This window comes from Gemmatimonadaceae bacterium (assembly GCA_040882285.1).
GTDB lineage: Bacteria > Gemmatimonadota > Gemmatimonadetes > Gemmatimonadales > Gemmatimonadaceae > JACDCY01.
In genome coordinates this window covers 328,785-345,630 of the sequence record JBBEBQ010000005.1, presented here as the reverse complement: position 1 = coordinate 345,630, position 16,846 = coordinate 328,785, and the positions used below count along the sequence as shown (strand labels likewise).

At 66.6% G+C, this 16,846-nt stretch carries 16 protein-coding genes and 1 tRNA gene; 13 read left to right on the top strand and 4 right to left on the bottom strand.

Annotated features, from left to right (window positions below; genetic code table 11):
* Positions 1 to 4: 4 nt before the first annotated feature.
* Both WEA80_02490 and WEA80_02485 read left to right on the top strand, forming a co-directional pair.
* The gene (locus tag WEA80_02490) at positions 5 to 262 is read left to right on the top strand and encodes a hypothetical protein (protein MEX1185434.1); all 258 of its coding nucleotides are present in this window, start codon (positions 5 to 7) and stop codon (positions 260 to 262) included.
* 48 nt (positions 263 to 310) lie between these two features.
* The gene (locus WEA80_02485) at positions 311 to 934 is read left to right on the top strand and encodes a type 1 glutamine amidotransferase domain-containing protein (GenBank protein MEX1185433.1); all 624 of its coding nucleotides are present in this window, start codon (positions 311 to 313) and stop codon (positions 932 to 934) included.
* On the opposite strand, the gene WEA80_02480 is transcribed toward WEA80_02485, so the two are convergent.
* Positions 924 to 1,463 (bottom strand): SRPBCC family protein, encoded by a 540-nt coding sequence (locus WEA80_02480; protein MEX1185432.1) that lies wholly within the window; start codon positions 1,461 to 1,463, stop codon positions 924 to 926. The genes WEA80_02485 and WEA80_02480 overlap by 11 nt on opposite strands.
* A 69-nt stretch (positions 1,464 to 1,532) precedes the next feature.
* On the opposite strand from WEA80_02480, the gene WEA80_02475 reads away from it, so the two are divergent.
* From WEA80_02475 to WEA80_02450, 6 genes are all read left to right on the top strand, one after another.
* Positions 1,533 to 2,153, top strand: coding sequence for a hypothetical protein (locus WEA80_02475; protein MEX1185431.1), 621 nt, complete (start codon positions 1,533 to 1,535; stop codon positions 2,151 to 2,153).
* A complete protein-coding gene (locus WEA80_02470) occupies positions 2,146 to 2,532 on the top strand; it encodes a transcriptional regulator (GenBank protein ID MEX1185430.1) in 387 nt (128 codons plus the stop codon). The genes WEA80_02475 and WEA80_02470 overlap by 8 nt, the downstream gene beginning before the upstream one ends.
* Positions 2,510 to 3,316, top strand: a complete 807-nt coding sequence (locus tag WEA80_02465; GenBank protein MEX1185429.1) for a di-trans,poly-cis-decaprenylcistransferase — start codon at positions 2,510 to 2,512, stop codon at positions 3,314 to 3,316. Before WEA80_02470 ends, WEA80_02465 begins: the two co-directional genes overlap by 23 nt.
* 236 nt (positions 3,317 to 3,552) lie before the next feature.
* Positions 3,553 to 4,101, top strand: coding sequence for a Spy/CpxP family protein refolding chaperone (locus WEA80_02460; protein MEX1185428.1), 549 nt, complete (start codon positions 3,553 to 3,555; stop codon positions 4,099 to 4,101).
* Positions 4,102 to 4,315: 214 nt separating this feature from the next.
* Positions 4,316 to 7,417: a protein kinase gene (locus WEA80_02455; protein ID MEX1185427.1), complete on the top strand. Its 3,102-nt coding sequence runs from the start codon at positions 4,316 to 4,318 to the stop codon at positions 7,415 to 7,417.
* Positions 7,418 to 7,783: 366 nt separating this feature from the next.
* A complete protein-coding gene (locus WEA80_02450) occupies positions 7,784 to 8,179 on the top strand; it encodes a hypothetical protein (GenBank protein ID MEX1185426.1) in 396 nt (131 codons plus the stop codon).
* A 72-nt stretch (positions 8,180 to 8,251) separates the two neighbouring features.
* Here WEA80_02450 and WEA80_02445 read toward each other — a convergent pair.
* A tRNA-Asn gene (locus WEA80_02445) sits at positions 8,252 to 8,324 on the bottom strand.
* A gap of 152 nt (positions 8,325 to 8,476) precedes the next feature.
* Between WEA80_02445 and WEA80_02440 the strand changes: the two genes are divergently transcribed.
* Positions 8,477 to 9,364 (top strand): DUF4440 domain-containing protein, encoded by an 888-nt coding sequence (locus tag WEA80_02440; protein MEX1185425.1) that lies wholly within the window; start codon positions 8,477 to 8,479, stop codon positions 9,362 to 9,364.
* A gap of 50 nt (positions 9,365 to 9,414) precedes the next feature.
* Positions 9,415 to 10,227 (top strand): SDR family oxidoreductase, encoded by an 813-nt coding sequence (locus WEA80_02435; protein MEX1185424.1) that lies wholly within the window; start codon positions 9,415 to 9,417, stop codon positions 10,225 to 10,227.
* A 6-nt stretch (positions 10,228 to 10,233) separates the two neighbouring features.
* Here WEA80_02435 and uvrA read toward each other — a convergent pair whose 3' ends face one another.
* Positions 10,234 to 13,098 (bottom strand): excinuclease ABC subunit UvrA, encoded by a 2,865-nt coding sequence (gene uvrA, locus WEA80_02430; protein ID MEX1185423.1) that lies wholly within the window; start codon positions 13,096 to 13,098, stop codon positions 10,234 to 10,236.
* A 124-nt stretch (positions 13,099 to 13,222) separates the two neighbouring features.
* Entirely contained in the window at positions 13,223 to 13,486 is a 264-nt protein-coding gene (locus WEA80_02425; protein ID MEX1185422.1) for a GlsB/YeaQ/YmgE family stress response membrane protein, read from the bottom strand.
* Between the two features lie 137 nt (positions 13,487 to 13,623).
* On the opposite strand from WEA80_02425, the gene WEA80_02420 reads away from it, so the two are divergent.
* The 3 genes from WEA80_02420 (at position 13,624) to WEA80_02410 (ending at position 16,564) form a co-directional block, all read left to right on the top strand.
* A complete protein-coding gene (locus WEA80_02420; GenBank protein MEX1185421.1) occupies positions 13,624 to 15,504 on the top strand; it encodes an ABC transporter ATP-binding protein in 1,881 nt (626 codons plus the stop codon).
* Positions 15,505 to 15,580: 76 nt separating this feature from the next.
* Positions 15,581 to 16,369, top strand: a complete 789-nt coding sequence (locus tag WEA80_02415; GenBank protein ID MEX1185420.1) for a Stp1/IreP family PP2C-type Ser/Thr phosphatase — start codon at positions 15,581 to 15,583, stop codon at positions 16,367 to 16,369.
* Between the two features lie 6 nt (positions 16,370 to 16,375).
* Positions 16,376 to 16,564 carry a hypothetical protein gene (locus WEA80_02410; protein MEX1185419.1) on the top strand — a complete coding sequence of 63 codons (189 nt, stop codon included), beginning with the start codon at positions 16,376 to 16,378 and terminating at the stop codon, positions 16,562 to 16,564.
* The last annotated feature ends 282 nt before the right edge of the window (positions 16,565 to 16,846 follow it).

The following is a 16,846-nucleotide window of genomic DNA, read 5'->3' as shown; positions in this document are numbered from 1 at the left end:
CAGCATGCCAGGGAAAAAAGGAGTGCACGGTCCCGGGAAGTTCGATCCGACCGGGCGCGGACACAGTCCGCGCGGGTCTTCCGTTACCGATCAGAAGAGCAATCCCGCCGATGAGCGGGTGTACGCGGAGGACAAGACCCGCGTGGCGCAGACCGAGACGGACGACAAGGAATCGCTGATCCCAAGAACTCACCAGAACCCCGCGCTCGAGGATCTGCGCCGCAGGCGTGAGGAAGCCGCGGAAGATCGCTCCGAGGATTGAGCCGCAAACGCCGGCGCGCTGAAAGCGCCGGGATAACAGGAGAGTGCGATGGCTGAGTCACTCAAAGGCAGAAAAGTCGCGTTTCTCGCGACGGACGGCGTGGAGCAGATCGAGCTGACCGAGCCGTGGAACGCTTTGCGCGCCGCCGAGGCCGATCTGTACCTGGTCGCCGACAAGGAAGGCGAGATTCAGGGAGTCAATCACGGCGAGAAAGGCGACAAGTTCCGTGTCGACAAGCTCGTCGACCAGGTGACGGCGAGCGACTTCGACGCGCTGGTGCTGCCCGGCGGCGTGCGCAGTCCGGACAAGCTGCGCACCAACCCGAAGGCGGTGGAATTCGTGCGCGGCTTCATGGAAGCCGACAAGCCGGTGGCGGCGATCTGTCACGGCCCGTGGCTGCTGGTGGAAGCGGGGGCCGTGAAGGGAAGGACGCTGACGTCGTGGCCGAGCCTGAAGACCGACATCGTCAACGCGGGCGGCGAATGGGTGGACAAGCAGGTGGAAGTCGATCAGAAGCTCCTCACCAGCAGAAAGCCGGATGATCTGCCAGCGTTCAACCAGAAGCTTGTGAGTCTGTTGGTGACCGCGATCGACGAGCGGCGGCTCGACCGGATGGGTGAGCAGAGCTTTCCGGCCAGCGATCCGCTGCCCGGCCCGATCTCTATTCCATAGTAGGCCGGCTCGCCGATGTCCGGACCCGTCCGCCCAGATGCCGCCGGAGCGCCGCGAGCGCTTCGTCCGGTGTCGTCGCGCCCGCGAACACGTACCGGTACATGAAGCGGAAGAACGGGTTCGAGATCCAGCCATGCTCGGTGACGCTGACCAGAGAGCCGGCGGCGGCGGGCGAGATCCTGTGGGTCCAGGTGCCGCCGAACGCGAGGTCGGAGCTCACGCTCCGGATGGTCAGCTCGGTCGGCGCGGACCGCGTGACGACCTCGATCGTCATGTCGCCCTCGGCGGTTTCGTACAGCCAGCGCTCCCTGCCTTCGATGGCGTCGTCGAGTCTCTGGACGCGCCGGATCCCCGGCATCCAGGCCGGTAGCGCGGAGAAGTCGCTAATCGCCGTCCAGACAGCGTCCGGACCGTGGGGCAGCTCGGCTTCGCGCGTTATCCGGTGCTCCGCCGGGAGCTTCCAACCGACGGCGGTAACCACGGCCAGCACGGCGACGATGAGCGCGGCCAGCATCAGGGTCCACGACAAGGGCGGAGAACTCGCTTTATTCGGTAAAGTACTTGACCCAGAGGGAGCCCACCTTCTAAACTAACTGATATGTCGTCAGTTAGGCCGATCCGAAAAGAGGCGCCGCCCGCGGAGGAGCCGGCGCTGCACATGCGCGCGATGGACAACCTTGCGTTCATCCGCGACACGATGGAGCGCGCCGGCGCGTTCACGGCCGTGTCGGGCTGGGGAATGGTGATCGTGGGAGTTGCCGCGCTCACCGCCGCCTCCATTGCCGCGCGCCAGCCGACGGAAGTGGCCTGGCTCAACACGTGGCTCGCCGCCGCCATCCTCGCGCCGGTGATCATGATCGCGGCCATCATCCGGAAGGCGCGGGCCGCGCGGCTGCCGCTGATGTCCGGCGCCGGCAGGAAATTCCTTTTGAGCTTCTCGCCGCCGATGCTCGTAGGAGCGCTGCTCACGATCCAGCTGTACAACCTCGGGATGTACGACGTGCTCCCGGGCCTCTGGCTCCTCATCTACGGAACGGCGGTGGTCGCCGGCGGCGCGTTCTCCGTGCGCGTGGTGCCGGTGATGGGGTTCTGCTTCATGCTCGCCGGCGCGATCGCGCTGTTCACTCCGGCGGCGGCGAACGACATCCTCATGGCCGCCGCGTTCGGCGGACTGCACATCGTCTTCGGAATCCCGATCGCCAGGAGGCACGGTGGCTAAACAGGGAGCCGTCCGGCAGGATCGCGGCAGTCCCGACCCGGCGAAGCTGCAGTCGGTGCGCGGCCGCGCCATCGGCCCGGACACCGGCGAATTCGACCGGCTGATCCACGAGCGCGTGCGGCTCGGAATCGTGAGCGCGCTGGCGGTGAACGAGAAGCTGACCTTCAACGATCTGAAGAAGCTGCTCAAGATCACCGACGGGAATCTGAGCGTGCACGCGCGCAAGCTCGAGGACGCGAAGTACGTGAGCTGCACGAAGACCTTCGAAGGACGCATGCCGCGCACGGAGTACCGCCTGACGGCCGAGGGGCGGCGCGCGCTCGAGCGCTACCTCGATCACATGGAAGCTCTCATTCATGCCACGCGTGACCGCAAGTAGGCGGATGGATCTCGCGCGGCAGGGCGCGCGCCGCCGGCACGGCGCGCCCGTGCACACCCCCGAGCAGCGGGACGAGAGCGCTCCGGGCCTCCACGTCGCGATCATCATGGACGGCAACGGCCGCTGGGCGATCACTCGCGGGAGCAGCCGTCCCACCGGACACATGGAAGGCGCGCGCACGGCCCGCCGCATCGTCGAAGCGGCGCCGCAGTGCGGCATTCGCGTGCTGACTCTGTACGCGTTTTCCGCCGACAACTGGAACCGGCCCCAGCGCGAAGTGATGATGCTGATGCGCCTGTTCCGGCGGTATCTGTTGTCGGAGGTGGATCGCTGCATCGCCAACGGCGTGCGGCTGACCGTGATCGGCAGGCGCGACAGAATTCCGAGCGAGGTGCGCAAGGCCATCGAGTCGGCCGAAGCCGCGACCGCCGACGGCACCGTGCTCGATCTCCGGATCGCGGTGGACTACTCCGCGCGCGACTCGATTCTGCGGGCGGCGCGCCGCGCGAGCAGCGACCATCTCTCGCGCGAGCAGTTCATGCGGCTGCTGGGCGAGGTCGAGCACGACCGCGGCCCGTCGCGCGAGGTGGACCTCCTGATCCGCACCGGCGGGGAGCAGCGCCTGAGCGACTTTCTGCTCTGGGAGTGTGCGTACGCGGAGCTGTACTTCTCCGAGATTCTCTGGCCCGACTTTTCCGCGAAGGATCTGCACGCGGCGGTGGCGGAGTTCCACGCGAGGGAGCGGCGGTATGGTGGAGTGCCGGCAGCCGCGGCGGCAGGCTGACCGTAGCGCGGACTCCGAGGGCTTTCCAGCCGGAATCCAAGTAGGGAGTGTGGCAGTAGGGAGTGGGACAGTGAGGAGTGACTCCTAACTTCGATCTCCGAACTGCCACACTCCAAACTTGGATTCCCCGTCCAGATCCCTGGAGCCACAGAGCCTTAACAAGCGTCTGCCCACCCAGTCTAAGTATGCGACCCCACACTCTGTGCCGGGTCCACTCAACAAGGATTGGAGGCATGATGAATCGCATTCGTACAGCGGCCGCCGTGGTCGCGATGCTCGTGGGTGCCGCGACCGTTGCCAGCGCGCAGGCTCCGACACCCCAGGAAGGTCGCCAGGGCCAGCGCGGTGCGAAGGGGCACCAGGGCCCGCATGGCATGATGGCGGACCTGAACCTCACCGACACGCAGAAGGAACAGATCAAGGCGATTCACGCCAAGTATCGCGTGCGTTTCGAGCAGCTCCGAGAGCAGTCGCGTCCGGACGTCGAGGCCGCCCGCGCTGCGCGCCAGGCCGGGGACACGGCCGCCGCGCGCGCCGCGATGACGCGCGCCCGCGCGAACGGCACGCAGGTGGCGGCGCTGCGGCAGCAGGAGCACGCGGAGGTTCGCGCTGTCCTGAACGCCGAGCAGCGCTCGAGACTCGACGCCCGCCAGGCGCAGATGCGTGAGCGCATGGCGCAGCGTGATTCGACCAGACGCGCGCGAGGCGCGGACGGCCGCAGCCCGATGCGCGGCAATCGCCCCGCCCGGCCGGCTCGTCCCGCGCGGCCGAACGCCGGGAACTGACCGACCGAAGCAAGGATGACAGCCGGGACCCGAGAGGGTCCCGGTTTTTTTTGCGCGTCGCAACCACGCGGCTCGAGCCGTCCGCCGGTCGGGGCGGCCGCGGAATGCATGGCGGGCGCCGGGCTACCGATGGAATGGGAGAGCTAACGTCATTTAGTTGGCGGTTTACAGGGACGGGCATATGTTTGCCCTGCCCAGTTGAACGGCGGCGCCAATGGAAGAAGACCCCACGGTTACCGGCGAATTCACCGGCAGATACACCATCGAGCGCGAGCTCGGCCGCGGCGGCGCCGCGATCGTGTATCTCGCGTACGACAATCGCCAGGAACGGCACGTCGCGCTCAAGATGCTGCACAAGGAGCTCGCCCAGGCGATCGGCGCGAAGCGTTTCCTCCGCGAGATCAAGCACAGCTCCTCGCTGCAGCATCCCCATTTGCTCACGATCCTCGACTCGGGCGAATCCCGCGGGACCCTGTATTACGTCATGCCGTACATGGCGGACGGTTCGCTCCGGACCCGCATCGCGAAGGAGAAGCAACTCCCGGTAGAGGAAGCGATAGCGATCACCCGCGACGTGGGCGAGGCGCTGGCGTACGCGCACTCCCACGGGATCGTGCACCGGGACATCAAGCCCGACAACGTCCTGTTCTCGGGAAATCGCGCCTGTCTCGCCGACTTCGGCATCGCGCGTGCGGTGGATTCGGTAGCGGTTGATACGCTCACGTCCACCGGGCTCGTTGTCGGGACCCCCGCGTACATGAGTCCCGAGCAGGCGAGCGGCGAGAAGACCGTGGACGCGCGGAGCGACCAGTACAGCCTGGCGTGTCTGCTGTACGAGATGGTCACGGGTCTTCCGCCGTTCATCGGCGCGACGCAGCAGTCCGTGATCTCGCAGCGGTTCACGCAGCCGCCGCCGTCGATGCGCGCGCACCGGCCGAACGTGCCGGAGCACGTGGAGCGCGCGGTCAAGCGGGCGATGGCGGCGGTGCCCGCGGATCGATTTCCGAGCGTGACGGATTTCATCGCCGCGCTGCACGATCCGGGCGCGATGGCGGAGCGGGTTTCCGCTCATTCGATCCGCCGGCGGTGGTTTGTGGTCGGCGCCGTGGCGGCGGTCGTGACGCTGGCGGTGATGGCCGCGGGCCCGGGCTCGGAATGGGCGCGTAACGTGTTCGGCCCTAAGGCGGACACTGCCAGATTCGTTGTCCTGCCGTTCTTCTCCGACGATGATCCAGCACTCGGGAAACGGGTGGGTGGCGGATTGCAGGCCGTGTTGAGCGAATGGGAGGGGCTTGGCGTCGAGGCTGACGTCGTAGTGCGGGAAGCCGTCGCAGAGGCCGGGGGTGAAATCCGTTCGCTCTCCGACGCCATCGCGGTCGCTCGCGATTTAGGCGCGGGTCGACTCATCTGGGGCACGGTCGCTACCGCGGGTGAGCGCCGTCGAGTGGTAGCACGCCTGTATGACGTGAATCGGTCAGTGGAGCTGACAGAGCAAATGTTGGTCCTGCTGGGGGACACGATCGCCGACAGCACGGCGCACGGTCTTGCGAGCGGTTTACTGGCGTTCGGATCGCTTCCCGCCCGCTTCGATAATGGATACCACGGTACGCGCGTGTACCAAGCGCTGCAGGCATACCGCCGCGGGATCATGGCGCTCGGCCGGTTCGAGCTGGACTCCGCGCGCGCCGAGCTGGCGCGGGCTGTCGAGCTGGATCCTGATTTCGCCGCCGCGCATCTCGAGCTCGCGCGCGTACAGAGCTGGCTGCAGCCGGACGCGAAGCCAACATGGCTTGCCAGCGCGAGGCGGGCTGTGGCGCTGCGAGAAGAGCTCGGCCCGCGCGACGCTCTTCGGGCGTCCGCGCTCCTGGCGCAAGCCGAGGAGGACTATCCGGAAGCCTGTAAGCAGTACCAGGAGCTAATCCGGCGAGATACGCTCGACGCTTTCGCCTGGCATGGGCTGGGCGAGTGTCTGCACGAAGACGACGCAGTTCTGGCTAGCGGGCGGACTCGTTCCGGGTTCCGTTTCCGGACAAGTTGGCATGAGGCCGGGCAGGCGCTACTTCGCGCACTGGAGATCGATCCAAAGCTGCATGCAATACCTCACTTCCGGCGTCTTAATCAGGTCTTTCCAACTGCGCACAACCAGATTCGTACAGGGGTCACTGGCGGGCCCAGTGCCGTCGAGTTTGGAGCGTGGCCTCTCCTGTCCCCCGATACGCTTTCTCACACGCCGTATCCGCGTCCTTACTTCGAGAAGGAGCGCGATCCCGCTTCGCGCGCACTGCGACTTCGGGCGCTGGAGCGAAATCGACGGATCATGCTCGAGCTCACGGAGACATGGACGCGCATTTACCCGCGAAGCTCGGAGGCACATACGGCCCGCGCCTCGATATTCGAAGTGCGCGGAGATTTTGACGCCGCGACCGCGAGCCTGCGGACAGCCAAAGGCTACGCCAAGACGACATTGGAACGGTTGCTCTTGGCTGAGGCGCAGGCGCGAGTGAGCCTCAAGGCCGGGGACTTCGCTGGCGCTCGGCTGATAGGGGATTCCGCGTTGACGACTTTCGATGAAACAACGGAGGAGAACTGGCAATCTGTTGCGCGGCTGAGCGGACTTACAGGCAGGAGCGACCGACTCGCGGCCGCGTTGCAGTTTTTTTGGCCGAGTTATGCCGGCGCTGAAGACTTGCATCAAGCGGTGAGCCGGGCTGCCGGCGAGGCTCTGGCAAACGCGGCCCTGGGCATCTGCCACGTCCGTCCTCCCGCCGTCGAGCGAAGCCTCGGTGACCTGATTCGAATTCATGCGCCGCCTGATCGACGAAACGGTCTCAGCGACCGCGTCGTTGGAACAGTCCTCTCGTTTTCCGTGCCATGTGCGGAGGGTCGGGGGCTCGGTGCCATTCGCGGACAGGAAAGCGTCGTGGCGGCGCAGCAGGCCTTCTCGGCGGGAGATTCGCGTCGTGCCCGGGCGGTGCTCGATTCAGTGGAGCTCAGCCGGTCGGACTTGCGAGCAGCTGACGTCAGTCCGATGCTCATCACGCGGGAAGTGGCGCTGCTCCTGGCATTGGGAGACACGTCGGCAGCGATCAGGAGGCTCGATGGAACTCTCGACGGCTTGTCGAGCATCAGCGCGTCGACGCTGAGGTATCCGTTGGAGTATGCCATACTCACCCGGATGATGGCGACGCGCTGGCGGCTAGCGGCACGCGATGGAGCCAAGGCTCGCAAGTGGTCGCAGGCGGTTGCAATATTATGGATGAACGCCGACCCGGCGCTCAGAGCCAGCGTGGACAGCGTCCGAAGGCCGATCCGGTAGGAACATCGCGATCGGTTGCCCGATTCACATTTTGCGCGGGAGATCCGAATGAAGTCCCGATACTCGAGGTGGACCTGCACGATCTCGGCGATGGCCGTCGCACTGGGTGCGTGCGCTCCCGTTCCGGTTCCGGAGCCGGCGCCCGCGCCCGCGCCGGGCGCGGGATTCTTCACCGGGGTTAGTTTGCCAGCAGGACCTCTCAATCAGCTACCTCGAGCCGTGCTCAGAGGTCTAGGAGAGCAGGTTACGTGGGAAGGCTGCACGTGGGCAGCACGCACCTCTACCACGCCCACCCCCACCGTCATCCAGATTTGCGCGGCGAGCTATTCCCGCATTCTCGGTCAAGGAAACACGGCCAACACGGGGGTGCTGACCGCGCGCCTGGTCAACTTCGGCACGAGCAGAGACGCGAGGTGGAATCTGACTTCGGGTGACACCTCGTACATCATCTCATTTCCGAAGGCGGCGTCGGAGGGGGAGTATGCCATTCTTGAAGTCTCTGCGAACTCGGTTCCAGGCGACAAGGTCAGGGTGGTGAAGGAGAACGGACTGTTCCGGTATTGCCAGCATGGCGGCCCGCCGCCCGTTTCGGAGGCGTCGTTTTATACATGCGATGAGAAGGCCGAGATGCACCGTCGCAGCCGTTCGAGCGACGCTGGCTCGGGGCCGAACGCCAGCGGCGACGACCTTCTCGTCCCGGCTATGGACGGGCCGGCATGGGTCAGCTGCAGTGCCGGGTGTTGCACGACCGAAGCAAGCTGAACGGCGTCTCACCGCGCCGGACGAAAAAAAACGGGCCGAGAGATCGGCCCGTTTGTTATTTGGGTAAGTCAGCTCCCGAGGAGGGACTCGAACCCCCGACCCGGTGATTAACAGTCACCTGCTCTACCAACTGAGCTACTCGGGAATAACCTTGAAATCTAACCGGTTCGCGGCCGCCGCTTCAACCCGCGAGGTCGGCCGGCGTTGGGTTTGACCCAACGCCGGTCGGCCGGGCTCGCTTGACAGGCTTTCCCGAAAGCTGAAAGTTTCCGCGCTTCACGACAAAAAGGAGGACTCATGACTCCAGGACTGCGGCACGTCGCGCTGGCTTCCGGTCTCATAATGGCCATCTCGGCCTGCGCGACGGTTTCCGTCAATCCCGCGACGGAAGAGGAGGCGATCCGCGCCCGAAGCGCGGCGATGAACCGCGCGGTCACCGCGAAAGACGTAGACGCGATCGCGGCATTCCACGCGCCTTCGGCGACCGCGATGATGCCGAACACACCGGTCATGACCGGCGTCAACGCGATCAGAGAAGGATGGCGCGGCACGGTGGCGCTGCCGAATCTCTCGCTCAACTGGCAGCCCACGACCGTCACCGTCGCGCGCAGCGGCGACATCGCCACCGAAGTAGGCAGCTACACGATGCGCTTCGACGCTCCGCACGGTCGAGTCAATGACGCCGGCAGCTACACGACTGTCTGGCACAAGGTCGACGGTAACTGGGTGATCGCCAGCGACATCGTGACCAGCTCACAGCCCATGCCCGAACCGGCTCCCGCCGGACCCGCTGTCGTCGCCGACATGTCCGACATGGAGACTCGCGCGGCGTCCGCAATCACCTGGACCGATCTCGTGGTCCCGGGCTTCGCCGCGGGCGCGACGATGGCCGTGATCCACGGGGACCCGGGGGGCACCGGCGATTACACCCTGCGGCTCCGGTTCCCCGACGGCTACGAGTTCCCGCCGCACTGGCATCCGATGAGCGAGCACATCACAGTGCTGTCGGGGGTATTTCGCCTCGGAATGGGCGGCACGTTCAACGCGGCCGCCATCAAGGAGTATCAGGCGGGCGATTTCCTGTACGCTCCGGCGAGGTTGCCGCACTTCGGCGGCGCGCGCGGCGTCACCGTGGTGCAGTTGCACGGGATGGGTCCCTTCGCGATAAACCTCGGCTCGCCATAAATGTCGGTTTGCGGCTCGTGGTTCGTGGTTTGCGGAACAAACCACGAACCATGAGCCAAATCCTTCCTGAATTCGACCCGCGCCGGCGAAAGACAGCGCTGATCACCGGCGCATCCGCCGGAATCGGCGCCGAGCTCGCCAAAGTCTTCGCCGCGCACGACCACGACGTAGTGCTCGTAGCCCGCCGGCGCGACGCGCTCGAAGCCCTCGCCGGCGCGCTGGAAGGGAAGCACGGCATCACCGCCACCGTGATCGTCGACGACCTCGGCGACCCCGAAGCGCCGGAGCGGATCTTCGCCGCCGTGCGGGACGCCCGCATCGAAGTGGACGTGCTCGTGAACAACGCGGGCTTCGGGCTCGCCGGCGAGTTCAGCGAAACGCCGATCGAGCGCGAGATCACGATGGTGCAGGTGAACATCACCGCGCTCATGCACCTCACCAAGCTGTTCATCGCGCCCATGCTCAAGCGGCGCGCGGGGTACGTGCTGAACGTGGCATCCACCGCGGCGTTTTTCCCGGGCCCGCTGCAGAGCGTGTATTACGCCAGCAAGGCCTTCGTGCTCAGCTTCTCACAGGCGGTGGCGGAGGAGCTCGCGCATTCCGGAATCAGCGTGACGTGCCTCTGCCCGGGCCCCACCGAGACGGAGTTCGCGCGGGTCGCCGGGATGAAGAGCGTCAGGCTCCCGAACCTGGACGTGGCCGACGCGGGCGACGTCGCGGAGTTCGGCTACCGCGCGATGCTGGCCGGGTGGCGCGTGGCGGTTCCCGGGGCGCGGAACAAGCTCGTGGTCCAGGCGCAGCGCTTCGTGCCACGCCGGCTGGTCGCCCTAGCGATGCGGCGGATGCAGCGGCGGCGTTTGTAGCGGATCTCAGCCGGCGCGGTTCCGCTTGCGCGCCGCGCGCTCGCGCTTCTCCTGCCTGGCCAGCAGCGGCGCGAGCCATTGCCCCGTGTACGACTCTTCAACTCGCGCGACCTCCTCCGGCGTGCCGGTCGCGACGATCGTACCGCCGCGGTCTCCGCCCTCCGGTCCGAGATCGATCACCCAGTCCGCCAGCTTGATCACGTCGAGATTGTGCTCGATCAGCACCAGCGTGTGCCCGTGATCCACCAGCCGCTCGAGCACCAGCGCGAGCTTGCGGATGTCTTCCAGATGCAATCCGGTGGTGGGCTCGTCCATCACGTACAGCTTGCGGCCGCTGCGCTTCGCCGACTGCGACAGCTCGCGCGCGATCTTGATCCGCTGCGCCTCGCCGCCGGACAACGTCGTGGCCGGCTGCCCTAGCCGGAGATAGCCGAGCCCCACCTGCTGCACGTGCCAGAGGGTCTGCCCGAGCTTCTCCTCGCGCGGAAAGAACCGGATCGCCTGATCCACGGTGAGGTCGAGCACCTCGTAGATGTTGCGGCCGTGGACGCGCACCTCGAGCACGTCCGGCTTGAACCGCTTGCCGCCGCACTCCTCGCACGGCACGAACACGTCGGCCATGAACACCATCTCGACCTCGAGCGCGCCCGCGCCCTCGCACACCTCGCAGCGCCCGCCCGCCACGTTGAAGCTGAACGTGCCGGGCGTGTACCGCCGCTCGCGCGCGAGCGGCGTCGCGGCGAAGATCCGCCGGATCTCGTCGAACGCCTTCACGTACGTGACCGGATTCGATCGCGGCGTCCGGCCGATTGGGCTCTGGTCGATCAGCACGACGTCGTCGATCGCGTCCCAGCCCGTGATCGTGTCGAATTCCCCGACGCGCTCTCCCAGATGCTGCTTGGCGGTGTGCTCACCGTGCAGCTTGTTCTCCAGCGCCCGGTACAGCACGTCGTGGATCAGCGTGCTCTTGCCGGAGCCGGACACTCCGGTGACGACCGTAAGCGTGCCGAGCGGGATCCTGACCTCGACGTCCCGCAGATTGTGCTCGCGCGCGCCGGTGATCGTTATCCAGCGCGGGCCCGCGCGGCGGCGCTCCGCGGGCAGCGGGATCGACCGCTCGCCCGACATGTACTGCCCGGTCAGCGGGCTCTCGCTCACGCGCGAGATCGGCCCGGCGAACACGATCTCGCCGCCTTGCTCGCCGCTCCCCGGCCCGAGCTCGACCATGTAGTCGGCCGCCTCGATGGCGGCGGGATCGTGCTCCACGACCAGCACCGAGTTGCCGCCGTCGCGCAGCCGGTGCAGCAGCCGTAGCAGCCGCGCCATGTCGCGCGCGTGCAGCCCGATGGACGGCTCGTCCAGCACGTACAGCGTGTCCACCAGCTTGGAGCCGAGCGAGTTCGCGAGCGAGATGCGCTGCGCCTCGCCGCCGGAGAGCGTTCGCGTCGCGCGGTGGAGCGAGAGATAGTTGAGACCGACGTCGCACAGGAAGTTCACCCGCCCGCGCGCTTCGTCGAGCACCGTCGCGGCGACGGCGTGCTCGAAATCGGACAGCGACAGCTCGTCGAGCCACGGCCGCAGCTCGTCCACGGGCATCTCGGACACCTCGGCGATGGTCTTGCCGCCGACGCGCACGTTGAGGGCCTCCGGCTGCAGCTTGGAGCCGCCGCACTCGGGACATTCCTGCGCCGTCTGGTACTGCCGCAGGAAGACGCGGATGTACTGCTTGTAGCGCTTCCCTTCGAGATCGCGGAGAAACGGGATCACGCCCTTGTAGCCGCGCGTGCGCGCGGTCAGCAGCAGGTTCTGCTGAGCCGCCGACAGCTCGCTCCACGGCACGTCCATGGGGATCCGCTCGCGCCTGGCGAACTCGCCGAGCGCGCGGCGCTTGTTGTCGTACCGCGGCTTGGACCACGGGTCGATCGCGCCGCCCTTGAGCGTGCGATCCGGGTAGGGGACTATCAGCGATTCGTCGTACTCGAGGATCGCGCCGAAGCCGTTGCAGCGGGGACACGCGCCGCGCGGACTGTTGAACGAGAACAGCTGCGGCGTCGGCGGCTGCATGCGGGTGCCGTCGTTGGCGCACTGGAAGCTGTCGGTGAAGCGGAGCTCCGTGACGAATCCCGGGGCGAGCCGCGACCGCACCGGCTCGGCGAACAGGGCGAAGCACTCGCCGTCTCCCTCCGCGAACGCGGCGGACACCGCTTCGGCGAGCCGCGTCGCGGAATCGCCGCCGATCACGAGACGGTCCACCACCACCAGGAGGTCGCCGGCATTGCGGAGCGACAGACCCTGCGCCTCGATGTCGTCGAGATGCATGACGGCGCCCGCCGCGCGCACTCGGAGGAATCCGGCGGCGCGAAGGTTCTCCAGGATCACCGCATCGGTCAGCTTGTCGGAGATCTGGAGCGGGAAGGCGACGTGCAGACGCGTGCCTTCGGGCAGCTCGAGCAGCGCATCCGCGACCGACTGCGGCGTGTCCGGCCGCATCTCGCGACCGCACTGGGGGCAGAAGGCCCGTCCTATCCTCGCCCACAGCAGCCGGAGATAGTCGTATACCTCGGTCGCCGTGCCGACGGTGGAGCGGGACGTCTTGGTGGGGTTCTTCTGCTCGATCGCGACCGCGGGGGACAGCCCTTCGATCGAATCGACGGACGGCTTCTCCATCCGCTCGAGGAACTGCCGCGCGTACGCCGAGAGGGACTCGACGTATCGCCGCTGGCCCTCGGCGTAGATGGTGTCGAACGCGAGCGACGACTTGCCCGAGCCCGAGGGGCCGGTGATCACCGTGAAGGTGCGGCGCGGGATCTCGACGTCGAGGTTCTTGAGGTTATGCTGGCGCGCGCCGCGCACGATGATGCTGTCCTTCACGCAAGCAACTTAGCGACCACCCGAACAAAAACCGAGAGGCGGGCGGAAAACTGCCACTTAGAACGGATAAGCTTCTAGCTGGTAGCTCGCAGCTTATCCGTTCTATGTGGTAGTCAACGGGCAGTCAGGGAACTCGTTTTCCTTTCGTAGTCAGGCGGTAGACCCACAGCAGGATCAGCGCGCCGATCACCGCCAGAAGGAGGCTCCAGAGCGAGAACCCCGAGAGCGGCGCCCCCATGAGGGTGTTGCCGAGGAATCCACCGATCACCGCTCCTACGATTCCGATTATCGCGGTCACGATGAAGCCGCCGGGATCATCCCCCGGCATGAGAGCTTTCGCTATCGCGCCGGCGATGAGCCCCAGCACGATCCAGGCAAGGATGGACATGAAACCTCCGGTAAGTGAGTGGCCCCGTGCGGTTGAGTCGTACGACCGCGCGAGCGTGCAACCTGCGTACCAGCAATGAGGTTCGCTTCACCGGCAATGTGGCCCCGGCCGGGGGCCGCCGCTAGGATTCGCCCCGCATGACTACGCCAACGGACACCATCCACGAGGAAGAAGCACTCGACAAGAGCTACGACGCCCAGCTGATGCGGCGGCTGCTCCGGTACGTCCGGCCGTACATGGGGCTGGTCGTAGGCGCGCTAATCCTGCTGGGCATCGAGGGAGTGCTGCAGCTGGTAGGGCCGTTCCTAACCCGCCAGGTGATCGACGTCGCCATCCCGGCGGGCGACACGACGTTCCTCGCGCAGGCCACCGCGGCGTTCGTGCTGGCTCTGCTCGCCCAGTTCGCCTGCTCGTACGGCCAGACGTGGCTCACGAGCATGCTCGGCCAGCGGGTGATGCGCGATCTCCGGATGCAGATCTTCTCGCACCTGCAGCGGCTGTCGGTGTCGTTCTTCGACCGGAATCCGGCGGGACGGCTCATCACGCGCGTCACGAGCGACGTGGAGACGCTGAACGAGCTGTTCACCGCGGGCGTCGTCGCCGGGATAGGCGATCTCTTTACGCTGGTCGCGATCGCTATCGCGATGTGGATCGTGGATTGGCGGCTGGCCACGGCCGCGTTCGTCGTCATCCCGTTCGTGCTGCTCGTCTCGCGGCTCTTCCGGAAGACGGTGCGCGAGTCGTACGGCGACGTGCGGGTGCGGCTCGCGCGCATCAATTCGTTCCTCCAGGAGCGGATCAGCGGAATGCGGGTGGTGCAGCTGTTCGGGCGCGAGGCGGACGAGCAGCGGCGCTTCGAGCAGCTCAATCGTGATCACCTCGCGGCGAACCTTCGCTCGATCACCGCTTACGCTCTGTACTTTCCGACGATCGAGCTGCTGACGTCCGTCGCGCTAGCCAGCCTGATCGTCGCCGGCGCCTCGCGCGTCGAGGTGGGGACGCTGACCATCGGGACGGTGGCCGCCTTCCTCCAGCTCGTGCGCCGGTTCTTCGAGCCGGTCCAGGACCTGTCCGAGAAGTACAACATCATCCAGAGCGCCATGGCATCGTCGGAGCGCGTGTTCAAGCTGCTCGACACGCCCCCGACCGTGCCGGACCTCGCGCCGGGTCCGACGCCCCTGGTCGGACGGTCCGTGGAGGTGCGGTTCGAGGACGTCTGGTTCGCGTACGACGTCGCCCACACGGCCAGCGGGCGCGCGGAGGACCGCGGCGGCGACGAGCCGGAATGGGTCCTCAAGGGCGTGACCTTCACGGCCAGCCCGGGGAAGACGACCGCCCTCGTCGGCCACACCGGGGCGGGAAAGACCACGATAGTGAACCTGCTGCTGCGGTTCTACGACCCGCAGCGCGGGCGCATCCTCCTGAACGGCATGGACATACGGGAACTTCCCCTGGCGGCGCTCCGTAGCGTCATGGGCTACGTTCAGCAGGAGATCTTTCTCTTCGCGGGGGACATAGCCACGAACATCCGCCTGGCGAATCCTTTGGACGAGGCGGCCGTAGTGTCAGCAGCGCGCCAGGTGGGCGCGGACCCGATCGTTCGCCGCCTGCCGGGGGGATACTCCCACGTGCTCGGCGAGCGTGGTGCTTCCATAAGTGTCGGTGAGAGACAGCTTCTGTCGTTCGCGCGCGCGATCGCGGCAGATCCCCCGTTGCTACTTCTCGATGAAGCCACGAGCGCAGTTGACAGCGAGATCGAAGGCGACATCCAGCGCGCGCTGCGGGTATTGCAGGCGGGGCGCACGACCATCGCGGTGGCGCACCGCTTGAGCACCATCGTATCGGCGGACGAGATCCTGGTCCTGCACCACGGCGAAGTCGTCGAGCGCGGTACTCACCGCGCGCTCGTCCGCAAGGGCGGAATCTACGAAAGGCTGTGGCGGCTGCAGTTCGGAGCAGGCGAGGCTCTCACTCCATCTGCGGGCAATCGCTTGCCGCCCGTGGGGGCGGTCCGGTAGTTTGGGGAACTTTGCAACCCCACCCGATGCGACCGACAACCGGACAGGAGAAGAATCCCGGCGTGAGAGAGGACTAGTGGATCTCGCAGTCGGGATGGGCACCGACGTCGGGCGGATGCGATCCGACAACGAAGACAGTCTCTACGCCAACGCCAATCGCGAGCGCGGACTGTTCATCGTCGCCGACGGCATGGGCGGCCACGCCGCCGGGGAAGTCGCGAGCGCGATGGCGATCGACATCGTCTCGCAGGAGATCAGCATCGACGATCCCCTCGAGCGCGACGCGCCCGCCGAGCGGATCGCGGACACCCTGCGGCGCGCCAACGACGCGATCTACACGCGGACGCTGACCGAGGTGGACAAGCAGGGAATGGGGACCACGGTCTCCGTTCTCTTCCTCGCCGGCGAGCAGTACATCATCGGCCAGATCGGGGACTCCCGCGTCTATCTGCTGCGCGACGGCAAGCTGCTGCAGCTCACAACCGACCACTCCTACGTTCAGGAGCAGGTGGACGCCGGGCTCCTCACCCCCGAGCAGGCGCGCGTGCACCCGTACAGCAACGTCATCACGCGCTGCCTCGGCGCGAGCGCCACGGTGGAGCCGGACATCTACGAGGACGACGCGCGCGAGGGCGACGTGTTCCTGCTCGCCACCGATGGGCTCACGGGAATGGTCGAGGACTCGCGCATCGCGCAGTTGCTCCAGCAGAAGGCTTCGCCCTCGCGCGTCGTGAACTCGCTCATCAGCGAAGCCAACGCGCGCGGCGGAGTGGACAACATCACGGCCGTCGTCGTCCACCTCACGGGACCGGGCTCGCCGCGGATTCCGACCACCGGCGTCCACACGGTCCCCACCGCCGTCTGAGCGAGCTTGGACGAGCCCGATCGTCCTGAATCCGTCGCGCAGCTTGCCGAGCTCTATCTCGGCAACATCCTGTACGCGCTGGAAGCGACGGCGCTGTGGCTGGAGGAGCAGCAGCGCCCGGACGACGCGGCCTTTTATCGCGGGATCGCCCGGCGGCTCGCCGCCGCGCGCGGCAAAGAGCGAGGCGCCGGCTGATAGGCCTGCGATTGCGGATTGCGGATTGCGGATTGCGGATTGCGGACCTTTGCGGCCTCAGGACTAACTACAATCGACGATCGACGACTAATTGAGGACTAAGGAGGTAGGAATTCCGCGATCCTCGGTCCTCGATTAATCGCCGATCCGCGATGGCCGTTAGTCCTGAGGCCGCAAGGGTCCTCAGTCCGTAGTCGCAAACGACGCCGGCCAAACTGACGCCCATTTATCGCGGTCCGTTTCCTGCTCGCTGGACAGAAAGCAGGTAGCTTTCTATGATGC